Annotated in this window: 13 protein-coding genes; 3 read left to right on the top strand and 10 right to left on the bottom strand. The window is 64.8% G+C overall.

The window, feature by feature from the left end; all coding sequences use genetic code 11:
• From BGO64_RS03995 to BGO64_RS04035, 9 genes are all read right to left on the bottom strand, one after another.
• Positions 1-450 (bottom strand): Ig-like domain-containing protein (locus BGO64_RS03995; RefSeq protein WP_286700217.1); only part of this gene is annotated, 450 nt, incomplete at its 3' end.
• Between the two features lie 765 nt (positions 451-1,215).
• Positions 1,216-1,557 carry a DUF1294 domain-containing protein gene (locus tag BGO64_RS04000; protein WP_139739468.1) on the bottom strand — a complete coding sequence of 114 codons (342 nt, stop codon included), beginning with the start codon at positions 1,555-1,557 and terminating at the stop codon, positions 1,216-1,218.
• Entirely contained in the window at positions 1,554-2,144 is a 591-nt protein-coding gene (locus BGO64_RS04005) for a sugar O-acetyltransferase (protein WP_041215770.1), read from the bottom strand. Before BGO64_RS04005 ends, BGO64_RS04000 begins: the two co-directional genes overlap by 4 nt.
• Before the next feature lie 89 nt (positions 2,145-2,233).
• Positions 2,234-3,493 (bottom strand): MgtC/SapB family protein, encoded by a 1,260-nt coding sequence (locus BGO64_RS04010; protein WP_286700218.1) that lies wholly within the window; start codon positions 3,491-3,493, stop codon positions 2,234-2,236.
• A gap of 220 nt (positions 3,494-3,713) precedes the next feature.
• Positions 3,714-4,550, bottom strand: a complete 837-nt coding sequence (locus BGO64_RS04015) for a transporter substrate-binding domain-containing protein (RefSeq protein ID WP_039040560.1) — start codon at positions 4,548-4,550, stop codon at positions 3,714-3,716.
• Positions 4,547-5,308: an amino acid ABC transporter ATP-binding protein gene (locus BGO64_RS04020; protein ID WP_286700219.1), complete on the bottom strand. Its 762-nt coding sequence runs from the start codon at positions 5,306-5,308 to the stop codon at positions 4,547-4,549. The genes BGO64_RS04015 and BGO64_RS04020 overlap by 4 nt, the downstream gene beginning before the upstream one ends.
• Complete coding sequence (locus BGO64_RS04025) at positions 5,305-5,967, bottom strand: amino acid ABC transporter permease (protein WP_286700220.1); 663 nt, start codon at positions 5,965-5,967, stop codon at positions 5,305-5,307. Before BGO64_RS04025 ends, BGO64_RS04020 begins: the two co-directional genes overlap by 4 nt.
• A 186-nt stretch (positions 5,968-6,153) precedes the next feature.
• Positions 6,154-6,819, bottom strand: a complete 666-nt coding sequence (locus tag BGO64_RS04030) for an amino acid ABC transporter permease (RefSeq protein WP_286700221.1) — start codon at positions 6,817-6,819, stop codon at positions 6,154-6,156.
• A complete protein-coding gene (locus BGO64_RS04035) occupies positions 6,816-8,027 on the bottom strand; it encodes a threonine synthase (RefSeq protein WP_286700222.1) in 1,212 nt (403 codons plus the stop codon). The genes BGO64_RS04030 and BGO64_RS04035 overlap by 4 nt, the downstream gene beginning before the upstream one ends.
• Before the next feature lie 233 nt (positions 8,028-8,260).
• Here BGO64_RS04035 and BGO64_RS04040 point away from each other — a divergent pair, with 233 nt between their 5' ends.
• The 3 genes from BGO64_RS04040 to BGO64_RS04050 all read left to right on the top strand — a co-directional run bounded on the left by BGO64_RS04040 (position 8,261) and on the right by BGO64_RS04050 (position 13,619).
• Positions 8,261-10,408 carry a prolyl oligopeptidase family serine peptidase gene (locus tag BGO64_RS04040; protein ID WP_286700223.1) on the top strand — a complete coding sequence of 716 codons (2,148 nt, stop codon included), beginning with the start codon at positions 8,261-8,263 and terminating at the stop codon, positions 10,406-10,408.
• A 189-nt stretch (positions 10,409-10,597) separates the two neighbouring features.
• A complete protein-coding gene (locus BGO64_RS04045; RefSeq protein WP_286700224.1) occupies positions 10,598-12,745 on the top strand; it encodes an AsmA family protein in 2,148 nt (715 codons plus the stop codon).
• A gap of 139 nt (positions 12,746-12,884) precedes the next feature.
• A complete protein-coding gene (locus BGO64_RS04050) occupies positions 12,885-13,619 on the top strand; it encodes an SDR family oxidoreductase (protein WP_041213919.1) in 735 nt (244 codons plus the stop codon).
• A gap of 56 nt (positions 13,620-13,675) precedes the next feature.
• Here the strand turns inward: BGO64_RS04050 and glnE are convergent, their stop codons facing one another.
• Positions 13,676-16,549 carry a bifunctional [glutamate--ammonia ligase]-adenylyl-L-tyrosine phosphorylase/[glutamate--ammonia-ligase] adenylyltransferase gene (gene glnE, locus BGO64_RS04055; protein ID WP_286700225.1) on the bottom strand — a complete coding sequence of 958 codons (2,874 nt, stop codon included), beginning with the start codon at positions 16,547-16,549 and terminating at the stop codon, positions 13,676-13,678.
• Positions 16,550-16,650: the final 101 nt, after the last annotated feature.

Here is a 16,650-nt window from a genome sequence, read left to right on the forward strand (position 1 = left end):
GCCACTGTTGCTGACGGTGGCAACGGCCGGGTCGCTGGAGCGCCAGCTCACCACGTCGTCAGTCGTGACATCCAGCACCTGACCATCAGACAGAATGGCCTCCCCTGTGAGCTGTTCACTCAAGCCAACGGGCAGAGAGGAAACGGCGGGGGTGATCTGTAGCTGGGCCACAACGGCATGGGTGATGGTCACCTCGGCCGTCGCGCTGAAGGATTGGCCATTGGCTTCACCGGAGGCAGTGATGGTGAGGGTTCCTGCGGAGACGCCGGTCACCCTGCCTTTGTCGGTGCCACTGTTGCTGACGGTGGCAACGGCCGGGTCGCTGGAACGCCAGCTCACGGCATCGTCAGCGGTGACATCCAGCACCTGGCCATTGGACAGAATGACTTCCCCTTTGAGTTGTTCACTCAGGCCAACCGGCAGGGAGGAAACGGCGGGGGTGATCTGCAATCCGGATATGGAGATATCTGGTGGTATTACAGTGGATGAGTCATTGTTATTACCATTACAACCCAGTAATAAAAATGAGAAGAGCAGGGCGACATATGACCGTAACATCTTTGTCATAAGCAAGGTCCTCTATATTTATATTTTTGGAGCAAGCCAGAGGGCTTGGGCAATCATAAACAGGGGCGAGCTACAGCTATGCAAGGATGCGGGAAAGTACGAACAAAAAAAGTATGTACGACGATCTTTAAGGCGGCTATGTTTGGTAACTCTATAATGTGATCGAATAATAACCTGCGATATTAATCACGACCAGCATTTTAAAAAATGTACTTTTGTTATTCCTTTTTGTTTGCTTTCAGTATGAATGAACTCTGAATGGAATTAGTTATATTTTCGCCTGAAATATCCTGTAACAAATTATATTGTGCGATGCATTCAACGTGCTTTTTGTTTAACTGGTTTTGATGAACTAACTCTGAATGAATTTTGCTAAATTCCCCTCAGACATATTTTGATACAATTTTTATGGGAGCCATTTTCAATCGGCTATTCATATTTTGTGCCCTCCATATGGATGGGGGGCGTACGAAGTGCCGTATTCAATTGGCATGGTGTGCGGGGGGATGGGCGCGGCGCCTTTCCTGGCATGTCATGCAGATCCCGATTCATCTTGTTTGCATTGCCTGTCATGGAGGGGCGATTGTGCAGCGCCCCTGTCTGCCCCGTGGGCGACTGGGCTGACAGGGGCATTGTCAGCGCGTCGGCTCAGAGCCCCTGCCAGAGCGGCCAGCCGAGCCAGATCCCGAGCAGCAGCAACTGCCCCCAGACGATGGCCCAGAACCGCAGGCGGTAGCTCCCTTTCTGGGTCTTGTGGCGCAGCCACTGGCGGGCGACCAGGGCGCCGGGCCAGCCGCCGCACAGCTCAAGCAGATGCAGGCGGGCCTCGGGCACGCGCCAGCCGCCACGAATGGCCTGGCGTTTGTCCCAGGCGTAGACGACCAGGGTCAGCAGGCTCATCAGCAGGATCAGGGCCAGCGGCCACCAGTTGGCATCGTGCGCGCCGAGCCAGCCTGCCCAACCCAAAGGCAGCAGGGCAAGGGCCATCATGACAGGCACGCCTGATCCCGAGTCTCGCCCGGTTGTAGCGTGCGGATCACCCGGGCCGGATTGCCCACCGCCAGGGAGTCCGCCGGGATGTCCCGGGTGACCACGGCGCCAGCCCCTATGATGGAGCGGGGCCCTATGGTGACGCCTGGGCAGATGATGGCCCCGCCGCCAATCCAGCAGTCATCGCCGATCCGCACCGGCTTGTTGTAGGCGGTCCAGTTGCGTCGCTCCAGATAGTCCATGGTGTGGGTGGCGGTGTAGATCTGCACGTTGGGGGCCAGCAACACATGGTTGCCGATGTGCACCTCGCCCACGTCGAGTATGGTGACGTTGAAGTTGAAGAAGGTCTTCTCGCCGATGTGGATGTTGCGGCCGAATTCGCAGGTGAAGGGGGTGCTGATCCAGCAGGAGTCGGGACAGTGGGCGAAGAGGTCGCGGCAGATCTGCTGGCGCAGGACGTGATCCCCCGCCGGTGAGGCGTTGAGCCGGCTCAGCAGCGCCTGGCCGCGAATGCGGTCGTTCGCTATCTCCTCGCTCTGGCTGTCCAGGGCGCCCCCCGCCAGTACCTTGTCCCAGTCGCTTGCCATGGTCATCTCCTCCTGCTGCAAGAGGGGGCAGTATACGCGACAAGGGGAGGGGGTGTCAGAGTGTCGGGCCCGTCAGGTGATCCCCGTCATCATGTCATCAGGACAAGGGGCAGGATGAGCAGGATGGAGACGAGGTAGGGGAGCAAGACCCGCCGCCCCAGGCTGCGTCCGCCAATCACCAGTGCCAGCACCCCTTTCACCAGGGAGTTGACCAGCCCGGCGAGCAGTATGCCCCTGGCCGCCACCTCCAGGGCCAGCTCCTTCTGGGCGAGCTGGGAGAGGGAGAGGGTGATGGCGTCCACGTCCGTGATGCCGGAGACCAGCGACAGCAGATAGACCCCGGAGTTGCCCACCTTGCTTTGCAGCAGGGTGGCCATGAAGCCGATGAGGGCGAGCAGCAGACCGAACTTGATGGCGGTGGCGAGATCCAGCGGGTTGCGGGTTTCGGGCTGTACCGGACCGTCCAGCATCTCTTCCCGCTGGCGCCAGAACCAGAAGGCAAAGCCGTAGACGATGGCCGCCAGCAGCAGCAGGGGGACAGCCAGACGCAGCGCCAGCTCCCCGTGGATGATCAGCACCAGTGCCAGCAGCCTGAGCCACATGGTGGCCCCCGCCAGCAGGATGCCGGTGGCCAGCAGCCGCTCCAGCCCTCCTTGCTCCTTGTTGAGGCGGGCAAATTGCAGGGTGAGGGCGGTGGAGGAGGCGAGCCCCGCCAGCATGCTGGTGAGCACCAGCCCGGAGCGGGTGCCGAGCAGGCGCACCGCGAAGTGACCACAGAACGAGATGCCGGCGATCACCACCACCATGAGCCAGATCTTGAAGGGATTGAAGGCATTGAGGGGACCCATCTCGGTATCCGGGAGCACCGGCAGCAGCACCAGGGAAATGAGCAGAAAGCGCAGGGTGGCGTGAAATTCCAGTTCGCTCAAGAACAGCATCCCCTGCTGGATCTTGCCCTTGAGCCCCATCAGGAGGGCCGCCAGCACGGCGCAGGCCACCGCCTCGCTCGGGCTCTGCAGCACCGACATCAGCCCCAGCAGGTAGGTGAGCACCATGGCTACCGAGCTGGTGAGGCCGAACTCCCCCTGCCAGCGCTGGGCCAGCCAGACCGAGAGGCCGCACCCCGTCACCACGGTCAGCAGACCGAACAGGGCCAGCCAGGCGCCCAGGGTGGGCAGCAGCAGGGCGCAGACCCCGCCGAGCAGACCGATGAGGCCATAGGTGCGCATCCCTGCGATGCGCTGGTTGTCTCCGAGCTGGCGCACCTGCCAGCCCCGCTCCAGCCCGATGATGAGCCCGATGGCCAGGGACACCAGGGCGCCGTAGACGGGCTCGGCCTCTATCCACATGGGTTTCTCCTCCCGCTGCCGTTTCAGTGAGGATGGCACAGGGCATCCCGGGGCAGGGGGAGCTGGCTCACAGAGCGGGTGTCCCGTCTGCCGGGGTCTTGCAAACAAAAAAAAGGCGCCACCTGGAGGGGGCGCCTGGAAAGGTCAAACCTTGCGGTTTGCAGACCAACGGAACCAAAGATCACACACTTCACACTCAGCACTGCTGTGGGGGCAGGGCTCAACCCTGCCACTTGCCTCCTTCCACTATCACGTCGTTGGGATCGGTATCGGCGCTAAGCTTGTCGCGCACATACTGGTCGTAGAGTTTGAGCAGGTACTTCTCTTCCCCCAGCTTGGCGAGACGGTCGTTGACCCAGTCACGCAGCTCGATATTGCCCTTCTTCACCGCCGGGGCGATGGGGTCTTCCGAGCCCAGCTTCTCGGGCAGCACCCGATAGCCCGGGTTCTCCTTGGCCCAGCTGAACAACACCAGGTTGTCCTGGGCATAGGCATCGCCGCGGCCCTGGGCCAGCGCCTGCAGGGATTCGGTGTTCTTCTCGAACTTGAGCACCTTCCAGTCCGGGTGGTTGCGGGTCAGCCAGATGTCGGCCGTGGTACCGGTGGTGACGATAAGCCGCTTGCCGGCCAGATCGTCGAGCTTCTTGGCGTCGCTGCCTTCCGGCACCAGCACCTGCACCGCGACCTTGAGGTTCGGGTTGGTGAAGTCCACCACCTGCCGCCGCTCCGGGGTCACAGTCATGTTGGCGAGGATGAGATCCACCTTGTCGCTCTGCAGGAAGGGGATGCGACTGGCGGGCTCCACCGCCACGAACTCGACCTTGTTCTCGTCTCCCAGCAGGTCCTTGGCGAAACGGCGACCGAGGTCGGTGTCAAAGCCGACGTAGTTGCCCTTCTCGTCCACATAGCCAAACGGCGGCTTGTCGGTGAAGACGCCGACGATGAGCTTGTCCCGCGCCTTGATCTTGGCGAGGGAACCGTCTTCTGCCTGGGCGGCGCCGCTGGCGAGGCCCAGGCCGATGAGGGCGCTAAACAGGACCGAGGTAATTATCTTCATGCTGACTCCTTTCGTTTGCTGACAGTTGTATAAGAAAACTTGGCGAGGAACTGGCGGGCACGCTGGCTCCTGGGATTGTCGAAAAATTGATGGGGGGCGGCCTGCTCCAGGATGTGGCCGCCGTCCATGAAGACGATGCGATCCGCCACCGCCTGGGCGAAGGCCAGCTCGTGGGTGACGATGAGCAGGGTCATGCCGCTGCCGGCGAGATCCCGGATCACCTCCAGCACCTCCTGTACCATCTCGGGATCCAGCGCAGCGGTCACCTCGTCAAACAGCATCACCTGGGGGTTCATGCACAGGGCCCGCACGATGGCGATGCGCTGCTGCTGGCCGCCGGAGAGCTGGCGTGGATAGTCGTGGCGCCGCTCCCACAGGCCGATGCGAGTCAGCAGCTGTTCCGCCTGCAGCAGGGCCTCGGCCCGCTCCCGTTTTTGCACCTGAAGGGGGCCGAGCAGCACGTTCTCCAGCACCGTCAGGTTGGGGAAGAGGTGATAGCTCTGGAACACCATGCCGATGCGCTGGCGCAGCCGCTGCCAGTCGGTACTGGCATCCAGCCTCTCTCCATCGAAGCGAATGTCGCCCCCCTGAATGGGTTCGAGCCCGTTGAGGGTGCGCAGCAAGGTGCTTTTGCCGCAGCCGCTCGGCCCCAGGATGACGATCACTTCCCCGGCGTTCACCGTGAGGCTGACCTCATCCAGTACCCGGTTTTGGCCGAATTGTTTGCTGACAGCATTGAGCTCAAGCAGAGGTGTCATACCGCATTACCCCATTGTTGCTCCAGCCGGCGAGAGGCGAGCGAGAGCGGATAGCAGACCAGAAAGAAAAACAGGAACAGCAGACCGTAGATGAGCAGCGAGCCATAGGTGCGCTCGATGATCTGCTGGCCCACCTTGATCACCTCCACCACCCCGATCAGCACCGCCAGCGAGCTGGTCTTGATGATGCGGGTGTAGATGTTGATGGTCGGCGGCGTCAGCCGTTGCAGCGCCTGGGGCAGCAGCACGTGGCGATAGAGCTGCCAGCGGGAGAGCCCGAGCGCCAGGCCGGCCTCCTGCTGGCCGCGGGCGAGGGATTTGAGGCCACCGCGAACCACTTCGCCCACCTCGCTGGCGCCCCAGAGGGCCAGCACCAGCACGGCGCACCAGAAGGCCGGGATATCCAGGCCAAAGAAGATCGGCAGCCCGAAGAAGAAGAGGTAGAGCCAGACCAGCACGGGTACCACCCGAAACAGCTCCAGATAGACTCGCAACACTCCCCGAGTCAGCCTTCCCCCCTGCTGGGCCAGCACGCCATAACCGACCCCGCCCAGGGTGGCGAACAGGATGGCGAGCAGCGATATGGCGAGGGTCTGACCCGCGCCCATCGCCAGCAGCGGCAGCGCCTGCGTCAGCTGTTCAGTGACTGGACTGGCCATAGCGAGCCCTCCTTTCCTGCTTCTTGGTGACGATAGAGGGTGGCAGCTGGAAGATAAGTGCCCACATCGGGATCCTCGCCTGCATCAGCGATTCAGTGACCGAACTGACCATATTGATCCCTCCTTTCCTCTGCATGGGTGGCGAGTGACGGCAGCAGCTGGACAATAGGTGCCTTCATCAGTTGCTCAATGACCGAACTGACCATGTTGCAGCCTCCTTTCAACGACGCGCAGGGCAAGGGAGAGCGGCAGAAAGATCAGCACGCACATCAAGGTCAGCACCGCCAGCATCTCGTAGGTCTTGTAGTAGAGGGCGATGTAGTTCCTGGTGGTGTAGAGCAGCTCGGGCACCGCCACTGCCGAGGCCACCGTGGTCTCTTTGAGCAGAAAGATGAAGTTGGCAAACAGCGCCGGCAGGCTGGCGAGCCAGGCCTGGGGCAGCTGGACGTGGCGCAGCAGCTGCCAGCGGGAGAGGCCGATGGCCCGGCCCGCTTCCAGCTGGCTGGGGGGGATTGCCTGAACGCCTGCACGCAGCGCCTCGGTGAGGTAACCGCCACCGAGGAAGGTCATGGCGATCACTGCCGTGGCAAAGCCGGAGAGCGAGATGCCGAGCGCCGGCAGCCCGAAGTAGAGAAAGAACAGCTGGATCAAGAGCGGCGTGTTGCGGGCCAGCTCCACATAGGCGCGGGTCAGCCCGTTCAGCCAGGGCTTGTGCAGGCTCAGCAGCGTCACATTGAGCAGCGCCACGACGAGCGAGGTGAGGATCACGATGGCGCCGAGCTGCAAGGTGACCCAGACCGATTGGCCGAACGCCGGCAGGGTGGCGAGAACAAAGGACCAGTCGAAGCTCATGCCGGGATCCTCCCGTCACGGCGCAACCGCTGGGGCACGACCGTGATGGCGTCAGGGTACTTGATGCCGGCGCCGGTGTTGAGCACCACCACCCGCTCGCCCCCCTGTATCCAGCCCGCTTCCCGCAGCTGGCGGGCGGCGGCGAAGGCGGCCGCCCCTTCCGGGCAGACGAAGCTGCCTTCGCGCGCGGCAAGCTGGCGGATCTCGCGCTGGATGGCGCTATCGTCCACCGCGATGGCGCACCCCTCGGTGCGATAGAGGGCGTCCAGCACCAGAAAGTCCCCCAGCGCCTTGGGCACGTTGATGCCAAAGGCGAGGGTCTGGGAATCGGGCCAGAAGCGCGATTCGCGCTCCCCCTGCTGCCACGCCTGGACGATGGGCGCGCAGCCGCTCGCCTGCACCGCCACCAGGCGCGGCAGCGGCCCCTGCACCCAGCCCAGCTCCTGCAATTCCCGCAGCGCCTTGTAGATGCCGATGAGGCCGACGCCGCCGCCGGTGGGGTAGAGGATCACGTCCGGCAGGGTCCAGCCGAGCTGCTCGGCGATTTCAAACCCCATGGTCTTCTTGCCCTCGATGCGATAGGGCTCCTTGAGGGTGGAGGCATCGAACAGCCCCTGCTCGGCCACCGCCTCGGCCACCTGGCGACCGGCGTCGCTGATGAGGCCGTCCACCAGATAGAGGCGGGCACCGGCCAGCGAGGTCTCCAGTCTTGTGATGGCGGGGGCCGCCTGGGGCATGACTATGGTGCTGCGCAGCCCGGCGCGGGCGCCATAGAGCGCCCAGGCCGCCCCGGCGTTGCCGTTGGTGGGCATGGCGAAGTGGGTGATGCTGAGCTCCCGGGCGCGGGAGACGCCGACCGCAGCGCCGCGGGCCTTGAAAGAACCGGTGGGGATGATGCTCTCATCCTTCATCCAGAGATCCGGAATGCCGATCTGCTTGCCGAAAGCGGGCAGGGGCAGCAGGGGAGTGAAGCCTTCCCCCAGGGTGATCACCTGGGCGGGGTCGCGCACCGGCAGCAGCTCGTGGTAGCGCCACAGGCTGGCGGGTCGCCCCAGCAGGGCGGCCGGATGCCAGGCCTGCTTCAGAGCCTCGAGGTCGTAGCTGGCCAGCAAGGGGGCGCCGACCGGGCTCAGCTGCTGGGGCTGATCGGCATCCACTATCTCGCCGGTCTTGCTGCAACGCAGATGTGATAGGTAGCTGTACGGCATGCTTTATCCTGAATGAGTCGAGATGGTCAGTCGCTTATTCCATCCTGTGACCCAAGGGCCGGATAACAAACAAAATAAACTGGCAAACCTAAGCGAAAAAATTCATATGACTCCGATTGGTCGGGGTTGTGGCGGTTTCCCGCTCATGTCGCCTGGTCACCCGCTGGGGGGTTGGGCCATCCGGCGCGCTTTGTTAACCTGCCCGCTCACTCAAACCGCAGGGAGCCGCCTCGATGCGAGCCATTGTCAGCCTGCTGGCCCTGTCACTGCTCTGTGCGTGCAGCGGCCAGCCAACCAGAGAGGATGCCATGTCAGGGAATACGCGCCTTCACTACCCCGTCACCCGCCAGGGTGAGCAGGTGGATCACTATTTCGGCCAGGCCGTGGCCGACCCCTATCGCTGGCTGGAGGATGATCGCAGCCCCGAGACGGAGGCCTGGGTCAAGGCCCAGAACCGGGTGACTCAGGGTTACCTGGCGCAGATCCCGTATCGCGCCGCCATCAAGGAGAAGCTGGCCGCCTCCTGGAACTACGCCAAGGAGGGAGCGCCGTTTCGCGAAGGGCGCTACCACTACTTCTTCAAGAACGACGGCCTGCAGAACCAGAACGTCCTGTGGCGCCAGCTGGAGGGCAAGCCGGCGGAGGTGTTCCTCGATCCCAATACCCTCAGCCCCGACGGCACCACGGCGCTGGATCAGCTGAGCTTCTCCCGCGATGGCCGCATCCTGGCCTACTCCTTGTCGCTGGCCGGCAGCGACTGGCGCGAGATCCACCTGATGGACGTAGAGAGCAAGCAGCCGCTGGAGGCGCCCCTCAAGGACGTGAAGTTCAGCGGTATCAGCTGGCTCGGCAACGAGGGCTTCTTCTACTCGAGCTACGACAAGCCGGATGGCAGCGAGCTGTCGGCCAGGACCGATCAGCACAAGGTCTATTTCCACCGGCTCGGCACGGCGCAGGAGGATGACCGGCTGGTGTTCGGCGCCATCCCGGCCCAGCACCACCGTTACGTGGGGGCGACCGTCACCGAAGATGACCGCTTCCTGCTTATCTCGGCGGCGAACTCCACCTCGGGCAACCGCCTCTATGTGAAGGATCTGAGCCAGGAGAACGCGCCGCTGCTGACGGTGCAGGGGGATCTGGATGCGGACGTGAGCCTGGTGGACAACAAGGGCAGCACCCTTTATCTGCTGACCAACCGGGACGCCCCCAACGGCCGGCTGGTGACGGTGGATGCCGGCAACCCGGGCCCGGCCCGCTGGCGGGATCTCATCCCCGAGCGCCAGCAGGTGCTGACGGTGCACAGCGGCAGCGGCTATCTGTTCGCCGAGTACATGGTGGATGCCACCGCCCGGGTCGAGCAGTTCGACTACGAAGGCAAGCGGGTGCGCGAGGTGGCGCTGCCCGGCCTTGGCAGCGTCAGTGGCTTCAACGGCAAGCACGACGACCCCGCCCTCTACTTCGGCTTCGAGCACTATGCCCAGCCGCCGACTCTCTACCGGTTCGAGCCCAAGAGCGGCGCCATCAGCCTCTATCGCGCCTCGGCTGCGCCGTTCAAACCGGAGGATTACGTTTCCGAGCAGCGCTTCTACCAGAGCAAGGACGGCACCCGGGTGCCGCTCATCATCAGCTACCGCAAGGGGCTCAAGCTTGATGGCAGCAACCCGACCATCCTCTACGGCTACGGCGGTTTCGACGTGAGCCTGACCCCGAGCTTCAGCGTGTCGGTGGCCAACTGGCTGGATCTGGGGGGCGTCTATGCGGTGGCCAACCTGCGCGGGGGCGGCGAGTATGGCCAGGCCTGGCACCTGGCGGGCACCCAGCAGAACAAGCAGAACGTGTTCGACGATTTCATTGCGGCGGCCGAGTACCTCAAGGCCGAGGGCTACACCCGCACCGATCGGCTGGCGATCCGCGGTGGCTCCAACGGCGGTCTGCTGGTGGGGGCGGTCATGACCCAGCGGCCGGATCTGATGCGGGTCGCCCTGCCGGCGGTGGGGGTGCTCGACATGCTGCGCTACCACACCTTCACCGCCGGGGCGGGCTGGGCCTATGACTACGGCACCAGCGCCGACAGCGAGGCGATGTTCGACTACCTGAAGGGCTACTCGCCGCTGCACAACGTCCGGGCCGGGGTCAGCTACCCCTCGACCCTGGTGACCACGGCGGATCACGACGATCGGGTGGTGCCGGCCCACTCCTTCAAGTTTGCCGCCACCCTGCAGGCCGACAATGCCGGCCCCCATCCCCAGCTCATCCGCATCGAGACCAATGCCGGGCACGGGGCGGGCACGCCGGTGGCCAAGCTTATCGAGCAGAGTGCGGATATCTATGCCTTCACCCTGTACGAGATGGGCTACAGGGAGCTGCCGCGTCAGCCTTGATCCGGGCGAGACGGGCGCCAGCCATCCACTATCATCAGGGCCCTGCGGGGCCCTTTTTATTGCCGCGTGTTTGAACGTGGGCCTGCGACCATCCCTGTCTCGCCGCTGGCCCGTTTTGGCAGACGGGCCCCATCTGTCATCCCCCCGGTGGTATAGTCAGCCACAAGATCCGCATTCAAGGAGTCCATCGTGAAGAAGATCATCTACATCCTGCTGGGGTTGGCGCTGGCGGCCGTGGTGGCCATCGCCGCCCTGGTGTCCCTCATCGATCCCAATCAGTTCAAGCCCCAGCTGGTGGAACAAGTGCGCAAGAGCACCGGCCGCGAGCTGGTGATACAAGGGGATATCGGCTGGCGTTTCTGGCCGAGCCTCGGCCTCTCTCTCGAGAAGGTGGCGCTGCGCAACCCCGCCGGCTTTGCCGAGCCCGACCTGGTGCGATTCGAGCAGGGTGAGGCCTCGGTAGGCCTGCTGCCGCTGCTCTCCCACCGGCTTGAGATTGGCAAGGTGACCCTGAGCGGCGCCCATCTGTTTATCCAGACCAAGGCTGACGGCAGCTCCAACCTGAGGGATCTACTCCAGGCCTCCGCCGACCCCAAGGAGGAGGCGGCCTCCGAGCCTGCCGCAACGACGCCCCCAGCCGCCAGTGACAAGCAGCCCTGGCAGATCAGCCTGCAAGGAGTGGAGCTGCAACAGGCCAGCGCCCTGCTGCAGGACGATCGCAACGGCACCGTCTCTCGTCTCGAACAGCTGGACCTGAACCTGGGCCAGCTGGCGGTCGATCAATGGGTACCGGTGACCCTGGCCGCCAAGGGGGCCCAGGGTGAGCTGGCGTTTGATCTCAAGGGGTCGGCCCAGCTCAAGCTGGCGTCCGATGCCAGCCGCAGCGAGCTGAAAGATGTCGCACTGGCGGGGAGCCTGAGCGAACCGACCCAGCGGCTGGATGCCTTCTCCCTCAAGGCCGATCGGCTGGCACTGGGGGAGTGGAGCAGTCTGAGCCTTAGCCTCAGCGGGGCACAGGGGGCTGCGGACAAGCCGACCCTGGCCGGTACGCTGGAGGGGACCCTCAAGGCGCGCCTCGATGAAAACCGGCAACTGCTGGAGCTGTCGGATGCCGTGCTGGCCGCCAAGCTCAGCGGCGATGCCCTGCCGCGCCCGCAGATGCAGGTGAAGCTGGCGGGCTTTGCCCGCGCGGAGCTCGACAAGCAGAGCGTCGCCCTCAGCAACCTGGTGCTGGGAGCGGACGATGCCCTGCTGAGCGGCAGCGGCGCCGTTCGTCTGGGGGCCGTACCCAAAGTGGACTTTGACCTCAAGGGGGAGAAGCTGGATCTCGACGCCTGGCTCGGTCAATCGGCCAAAGCCGCGCCCGCTGCGGCCATGTCGGGCGCCGCAGCCTCGGCCGGAGCACCGGCACAGACCGCCGCCCAGGCGCTCTCCACGGCCGAACCGGATCTGACCGCCCTCAAGTCGGTGGACCTGGCTGGCCGCCTGCAACTGGGCAGCTTGCGCCTCAAGGGGCTGGATCTCAGCGCCGTGGATCTGCAACTGGCCCTGGCCGGTGGTCAGCTCACCCTCAAGCAGTTCAGTGCCGGGGTGGCCGGCGGCCAGGTGACCGCCAGCGGCGTGCTCGATGCCCGTCAGCAGCCGGCCCGCTATCAGGTGCACAAGCGGGTGCAGGGGGTCGATGTGCGGCCCCTGCTGCAGACCCTGGCCCAGACCGACCTGCTGGAAGGCAAAGGGGATCTGGAGGTGCAGGTGCAGGGTAGCGGTCTTTCCGAGCAGGCGCTGCGCAGCCGGATGCAGGGTAAGGTGAACCTCAAGTTGAGCGATGGCGCCCTGCACGGCATCAACCTGGCGGAGATGATCCGCGAGGCGCGGGCCACCCTGACCGGCAAGGGGGCGGATCAGGTGAAGGAGGTGCGCAAGACCGACTTCAGCGCCCTCACCGCCAGCTTCCAGATTGCCAACGGGATTGCCAGGAGCGATGACATCCAGCTCTTTGCCCCCGCCCTGCGGGTGAAGGGGCAGGGCCAGACCGCCCTGGTGCCGGAGACCCTCGACTTCCTGTTCCTCACCTCCGTGGTGGAGAGCAGCAAGGGGCAGGGGGGCAAGACGGTGGATGAGCTCAAGGACATCACCATACCGGTGCGCATCGGCGGCCACTGGCAGGCGCCGAGCTACAAGCTCGACGTGAAGGAGCTGCTCAGCAACAACAAGGTGCTGGAGGAGAAGGCCCGCAAGGAGGCCGAGCGCGGTCTCAAGAAGCTGCTGGGTGACAAGGCCGACAACGAAGGGGTGAAGGGGGTGGCGGACCAGCTGCTCAAGGGCCTGTTCAAATAGCCAGCCTCCCGTTGTTGTCATCAAGAGCCCGCCCCGTGCGGGCTCTTTGCAGTGGTGCCGGGCGTTACGGGACGAGGTGTGGTCGGCAACATGAGGTACTATGCGAAACAGTCTTCGAAACCGGGAGCCAGGAGGGTTCATGAACAAACGGGTGCTGATCACCGGCGGTGGCAGAGGTATCGGGGCCGCGACAGCCCGCTATCTGGCGGCGCAGGGTTACCATCTCTGTCTCAATTATCGTCAGGACAGGGCGTCCGCCGAGGCGGTGGTGGCCGAGATCCTGGCCACCCATCCGGTCGAGTGCATCGCGGTGCAGGCCGATGTCAGCGTGGAGGCCGAGGTGGTGCGCCTGTTCGAGGAGATGGACGCGCGGCTCGGCCCCGTTACCCACCTGGTGAACAACGCCGGCAGGTTGCAGCCCCAGATGCGGGTGCTGGAGATGAGCGCAGAGCGCATCAACCAGACCCTGACCACCAATGTCACCAGCTGCTTTCTCTGCTGCCGCGAGGCGGTGCGCCGCATGACGGCGGGGGGCGCCATCGTCAACGTCTCTTCCGCCGCTGCCCGGCTGGGCTCCCCCGGGGAGTACGTGGATTATGCCGCCGCCAAGGGGGCCGTCGACGTGCTGACCAGAGGCTTGTCGCTGGAGCTGGCGGCCCAGGGGATCCGGGTCAACGGGGTGCGTCCGGGTTTCATCTACACCGACATGCATGCCGACGGCGGCGAGCCCGGCCGGGTGGACAGGATCAAGGGGGCCATTCCGCTGCAACGGGGCGGCGAACCCCGTGAGGTAGCGGCCGCCATCGCCTGGCTGCTGTCGGACGAGGCCTCCTATGCCACCGGCACCTTTATCGATGTGGCGGGCGGGCGCTAGGTCATCTTCAACAAGCCTTTCGTCAACGAGAAGGGGCGCCATGGCGCCCCTTCTGCTTATTCTCCCAGCAGCTGTTGCCAGACCGCCAGCACATGGCCCCGCTCTCGCGGCAACTGATCGTCCCCCACCTTGCGGGAGATCTCCGAGAGATTGAGGCGATGGCCGAGGTTGCGGATCTCCAGATAGGCCTGCTTGAGCCCCTCCGCCTGCTCCAGTGTGAGTACCCCCGCCATCACGCACTCATCGAAGATGCGCACATTGTCTGACCAGCGGGTGAGGGCGTCCGGCTCACCGCAGGCATGGGCCAGCACCAGGTACTGGGCGATGAACTCGATGTCCACCATGCCGCCGGGGGACTGCTTGAGATCGAACTCTCCCTCTCCCGCCTTGAGCAGGTGATCCCGCATCTTCTGGCGCATCTCCCGCACTTCGCGGGCCAGGGTGGGCAGATCCCGCTCCTTGGCCAGCACGTCGCGGCGGATGCGGGCAAATTCGGCGACCACGGCATCATCGCCATAGATGGGACGGGCTCGCACCAGGGCCTGATGCTCCCAGGTCCAGGCTTCCTGCTGCTGGTACTGCTCATAGGCCGACAGCGATGAGACCAGCAGGCCTGAGTCGCCGGAGGGGCGCAGCCGCATGTCGATCTCGTAGAGGATGCCGGACGGAGTGCGGGTGCTGAACAGGTGCAGGATCCGCTGGGCCAGGCGCAGGTAGAACTGGCGGCTGTCGATGGGCTTGCGGCCATCGGTGTAACTGTTGGGGTCGCCGCCGTGCAGGAACACCAGATCGAGATCCGAGCCGTAGCCGAGTTCGATGCCCCCCAGCTTGCCGTAGGCCACCACCGCAAAGCCGCGCTGGCCGCTCACCGCCACCTCGGGCGGCACCCCGTAGCGTTCGCTCATCTGGGCCCACGCCTGATTGACCACCTCCTCGGTGATCGCCTCCGCCAGCCAGGTGAGGTGGTCGCTCACCTTCATCAGCGGCAGGGCACCGGCGATGTCGGCGGCGACGATGCGCAGGAGTTGCACCTGCTTGAACTGGCGCAGCGCCTCCATCTGCTGCTCCACATCCTCCTCGGGGATGCGCAGCAGGAACTGGCGCAGCTGGGGCTTGTACTGATCCAGCGGGGTGGGGTGGTAGAGGTGCTGGGGATCCAGCAGCTCGTCCAGCAGGATGGGGTAGCGGGCCAGCTGCTCGCTCACCAGGTTGCTCTCGTCACACAGGCGTACCAGCTGGCGCAGGGCGGCGGGGTTTTCCGCCAGCAGTTGCAGATAGGCGCTGCGGGTGAAGATGCGAGTCAGCAGGGTGCAGACTCGCTCGAACAGGCGGGCGGGCTCGCGGCTCGCCACCACCAGGCGCAGCAGCTCCGGCATCAGCCAGTCCAGGGCGATGCGCCCCTGGGGCCCCACCTGACGGCGCTTGTACTCCTCCTTGAAACGCAGCAGGGCGGCGCAGAGGGGGGCGGGCTCCACCACTCCCTGCGTGGTCAGCAGTTTTTCCAGCTCGGCGGCATCAAGCTCGGTGCGCCAGAGATCGAGCCAGAGCTGTTCCAGGTGGGCGGGGGCCTCCTTCTCTTCCCCCACCACGGCGACGAACTCCTGATGGACGGCGGCCATCTCCTCATCGAGGTGGGCCATGAAGGCGTCCCAGTCGGTAAAGCCGAGGGTGGCGGTGAGCCGCTGGCGATCCCGCTCCTCGGTGGGCAGAGTCTGGGTCTGCTGATCGCCGATCTCCTGCAAGATGTTTTCCACCCGGCGCAGGAAACGATAGGCGGTGAGCAGGCGTTCGCACTGGCTCCCCTCCAGGGCACCCCCCTGGGCGATGGCGGCCAGCGCCTCGGGCAGGTGGCGTACCCGCAGGGCGGGCTCGCGCCCGCCACGGATGAGTTGCAGCGCCTGGGCGATGAACTCCACCTCGCGAATGCCCCCGGCCCCCAGCTTGATGTTGCCCTCCAGTCCCTTGCGGCGCACCTCGGCGGCGATCATCGCCTTCATCTGGCGCAGGCCGTCGATGACGCCAAAATCGATGTAGCGGCGGAACACGAAGGGGCGCAGCAGTTCGGTCAGGGCCATGGCGTGTTCGCACTGGGGGCCCAGCACCCGTGCCTTGACCATGGCGTAGCGCTCCCAGTTGCGGCCGTGATGCTGGTAGTAGTCCTCCATGGCGGCGAAGGAGATGGCGAGCGGCCCCGCATCGCCAAAGGGGCGTAGCCGCATGTCGACCCGGAACACCTGACCATCCTGGGTGGGCTGGTGGAGGGCGTTGATGAGACGCTGCCCCAGCTTGATGAAGAACTGCTGGTTGGCGAGCTCCCGCCGACCGCCAACGGTGTAGCCGTTCTCGGGGAAGGTGAAGATAAGGTCGATGTCCGAGGAGAAGTTGAGCTCGCCGCCGCCGAGCTTGCCCATCCCGAGGATGAGCAGCGGCTGGGGGTTGCCATCGCCGTCCATGGGGGTGCCCAGCTCGCTGCACTGTTTGGCATAGAGCCAGTCGCGGGCACCACAGATGAGGGCATCCGCCAGCTTGGTGAGATGGATGAAGCTCTCTTCGACCTCGGACTCCCCGAGCAGCTCGCGCCAGGCGATCACCAGCATGCGGCTGCGGCGGAACTGGCGCAGGATGCGCTTGAGCGCCTCCTCGTCCGCGACCTCGGCGAGCAGGGCTGCGAGCTCAGGTTCATAGGCGGGCCAGCGCTCGGCCCGGGTCAGTGCGTCCGATGCCAGGGTCTCGGCCAGCAGCCCCGGCTGCTTGATGAGGGAGTCGGCGACAAAGTCGGAGAGGCCGAGCAGGGTCAGCAGAGTCTGGCGGGTGGGCTCGGGCAGTGCGTCATACTGGGGCGCCAGAGCGAGCAGCCGCTGCCAGTGGCGCAGGGCCTGCTCCTGCAGCAAGGGAGAGAAGGCGGAGAAAGAGGGAGAGTGCTGGGCCACGGTTGCCATCCTTGTGGTTGACGAGTCTGCAGGGAGAGTGAAATGCCGGCTGCCAATCTAGCACTCCCGGGCGCTGGCGTCACAGCGCCGCTGCCCGGAAG

This window comes from Aeromonas sp. 62-46, assembly GCF_001898585.1.
Lineage (GTDB): Bacteria > Pseudomonadota > Gammaproteobacteria > Enterobacterales > Aeromonadaceae > Aeromonas > Aeromonas caviae.

Excerpts from the sequence above, each read along its gene's own strand:
- BGO64_RS04000 (WP_139739468.1), bottom strand. The coding sequence starts at position 1,557 with ATGATGGCCCTTGCCCTGCTGCCTTTGGGTTGGGCAGGCTGGCTCGGC.
- BGO64_RS04005 (WP_041215770.1), bottom strand. The coding sequence starts at position 2,144 with ATGGCAAGCGACTGGGACAAGGTACTGGCGGGGGGCGCCCTGGACAGC.
- BGO64_RS04010 (WP_286700218.1), bottom strand. The coding sequence starts at position 3,493 with ATGTGGATAGAGGCCGAGCCCGTCTACGGCGCCCTGGTGTCCCTGGCC.
- BGO64_RS04015 (WP_039040560.1), bottom strand. The coding sequence starts at position 4,550 with ATGAAGATAATTACCTCGGTCCTGTTTAGCGCCCTCATCGGCCTGGGC.
- BGO64_RS04020 (WP_286700219.1), bottom strand. The coding sequence starts at position 5,308 with ATGACACCTCTGCTTGAGCTCAATGCTGTCAGCAAACAATTCGGCCAA.
- BGO64_RS04025 (WP_286700220.1), bottom strand. The coding sequence starts at position 5,967 with ATGGCCAGTCCAGTCACTGAACAGCTGACGCAGGCGCTGCCGCTGCTG.
- BGO64_RS04030 (WP_286700221.1), bottom strand. The coding sequence starts at position 6,819 with ATGAGCTTCGACTGGTCCTTTGTTCTCGCCACCCTGCCGGCGTTCGGC.
- BGO64_RS04035 (WP_286700222.1), bottom strand. The coding sequence starts at position 8,027 with ATGCCGTACAGCTACCTATCACATCTGCGTTGCAGCAAGACCGGCGAG.
- BGO64_RS04040 (WP_286700223.1), top strand. The coding sequence starts at position 8,261 with ATGCGAGCCATTGTCAGCCTGCTGGCCCTGTCACTGCTCTGTGCGTGC.
- BGO64_RS04050 (WP_041213919.1), top strand. The coding sequence starts at position 12,885 with ATGAACAAACGGGTGCTGATCACCGGCGGTGGCAGAGGTATCGGGGCC.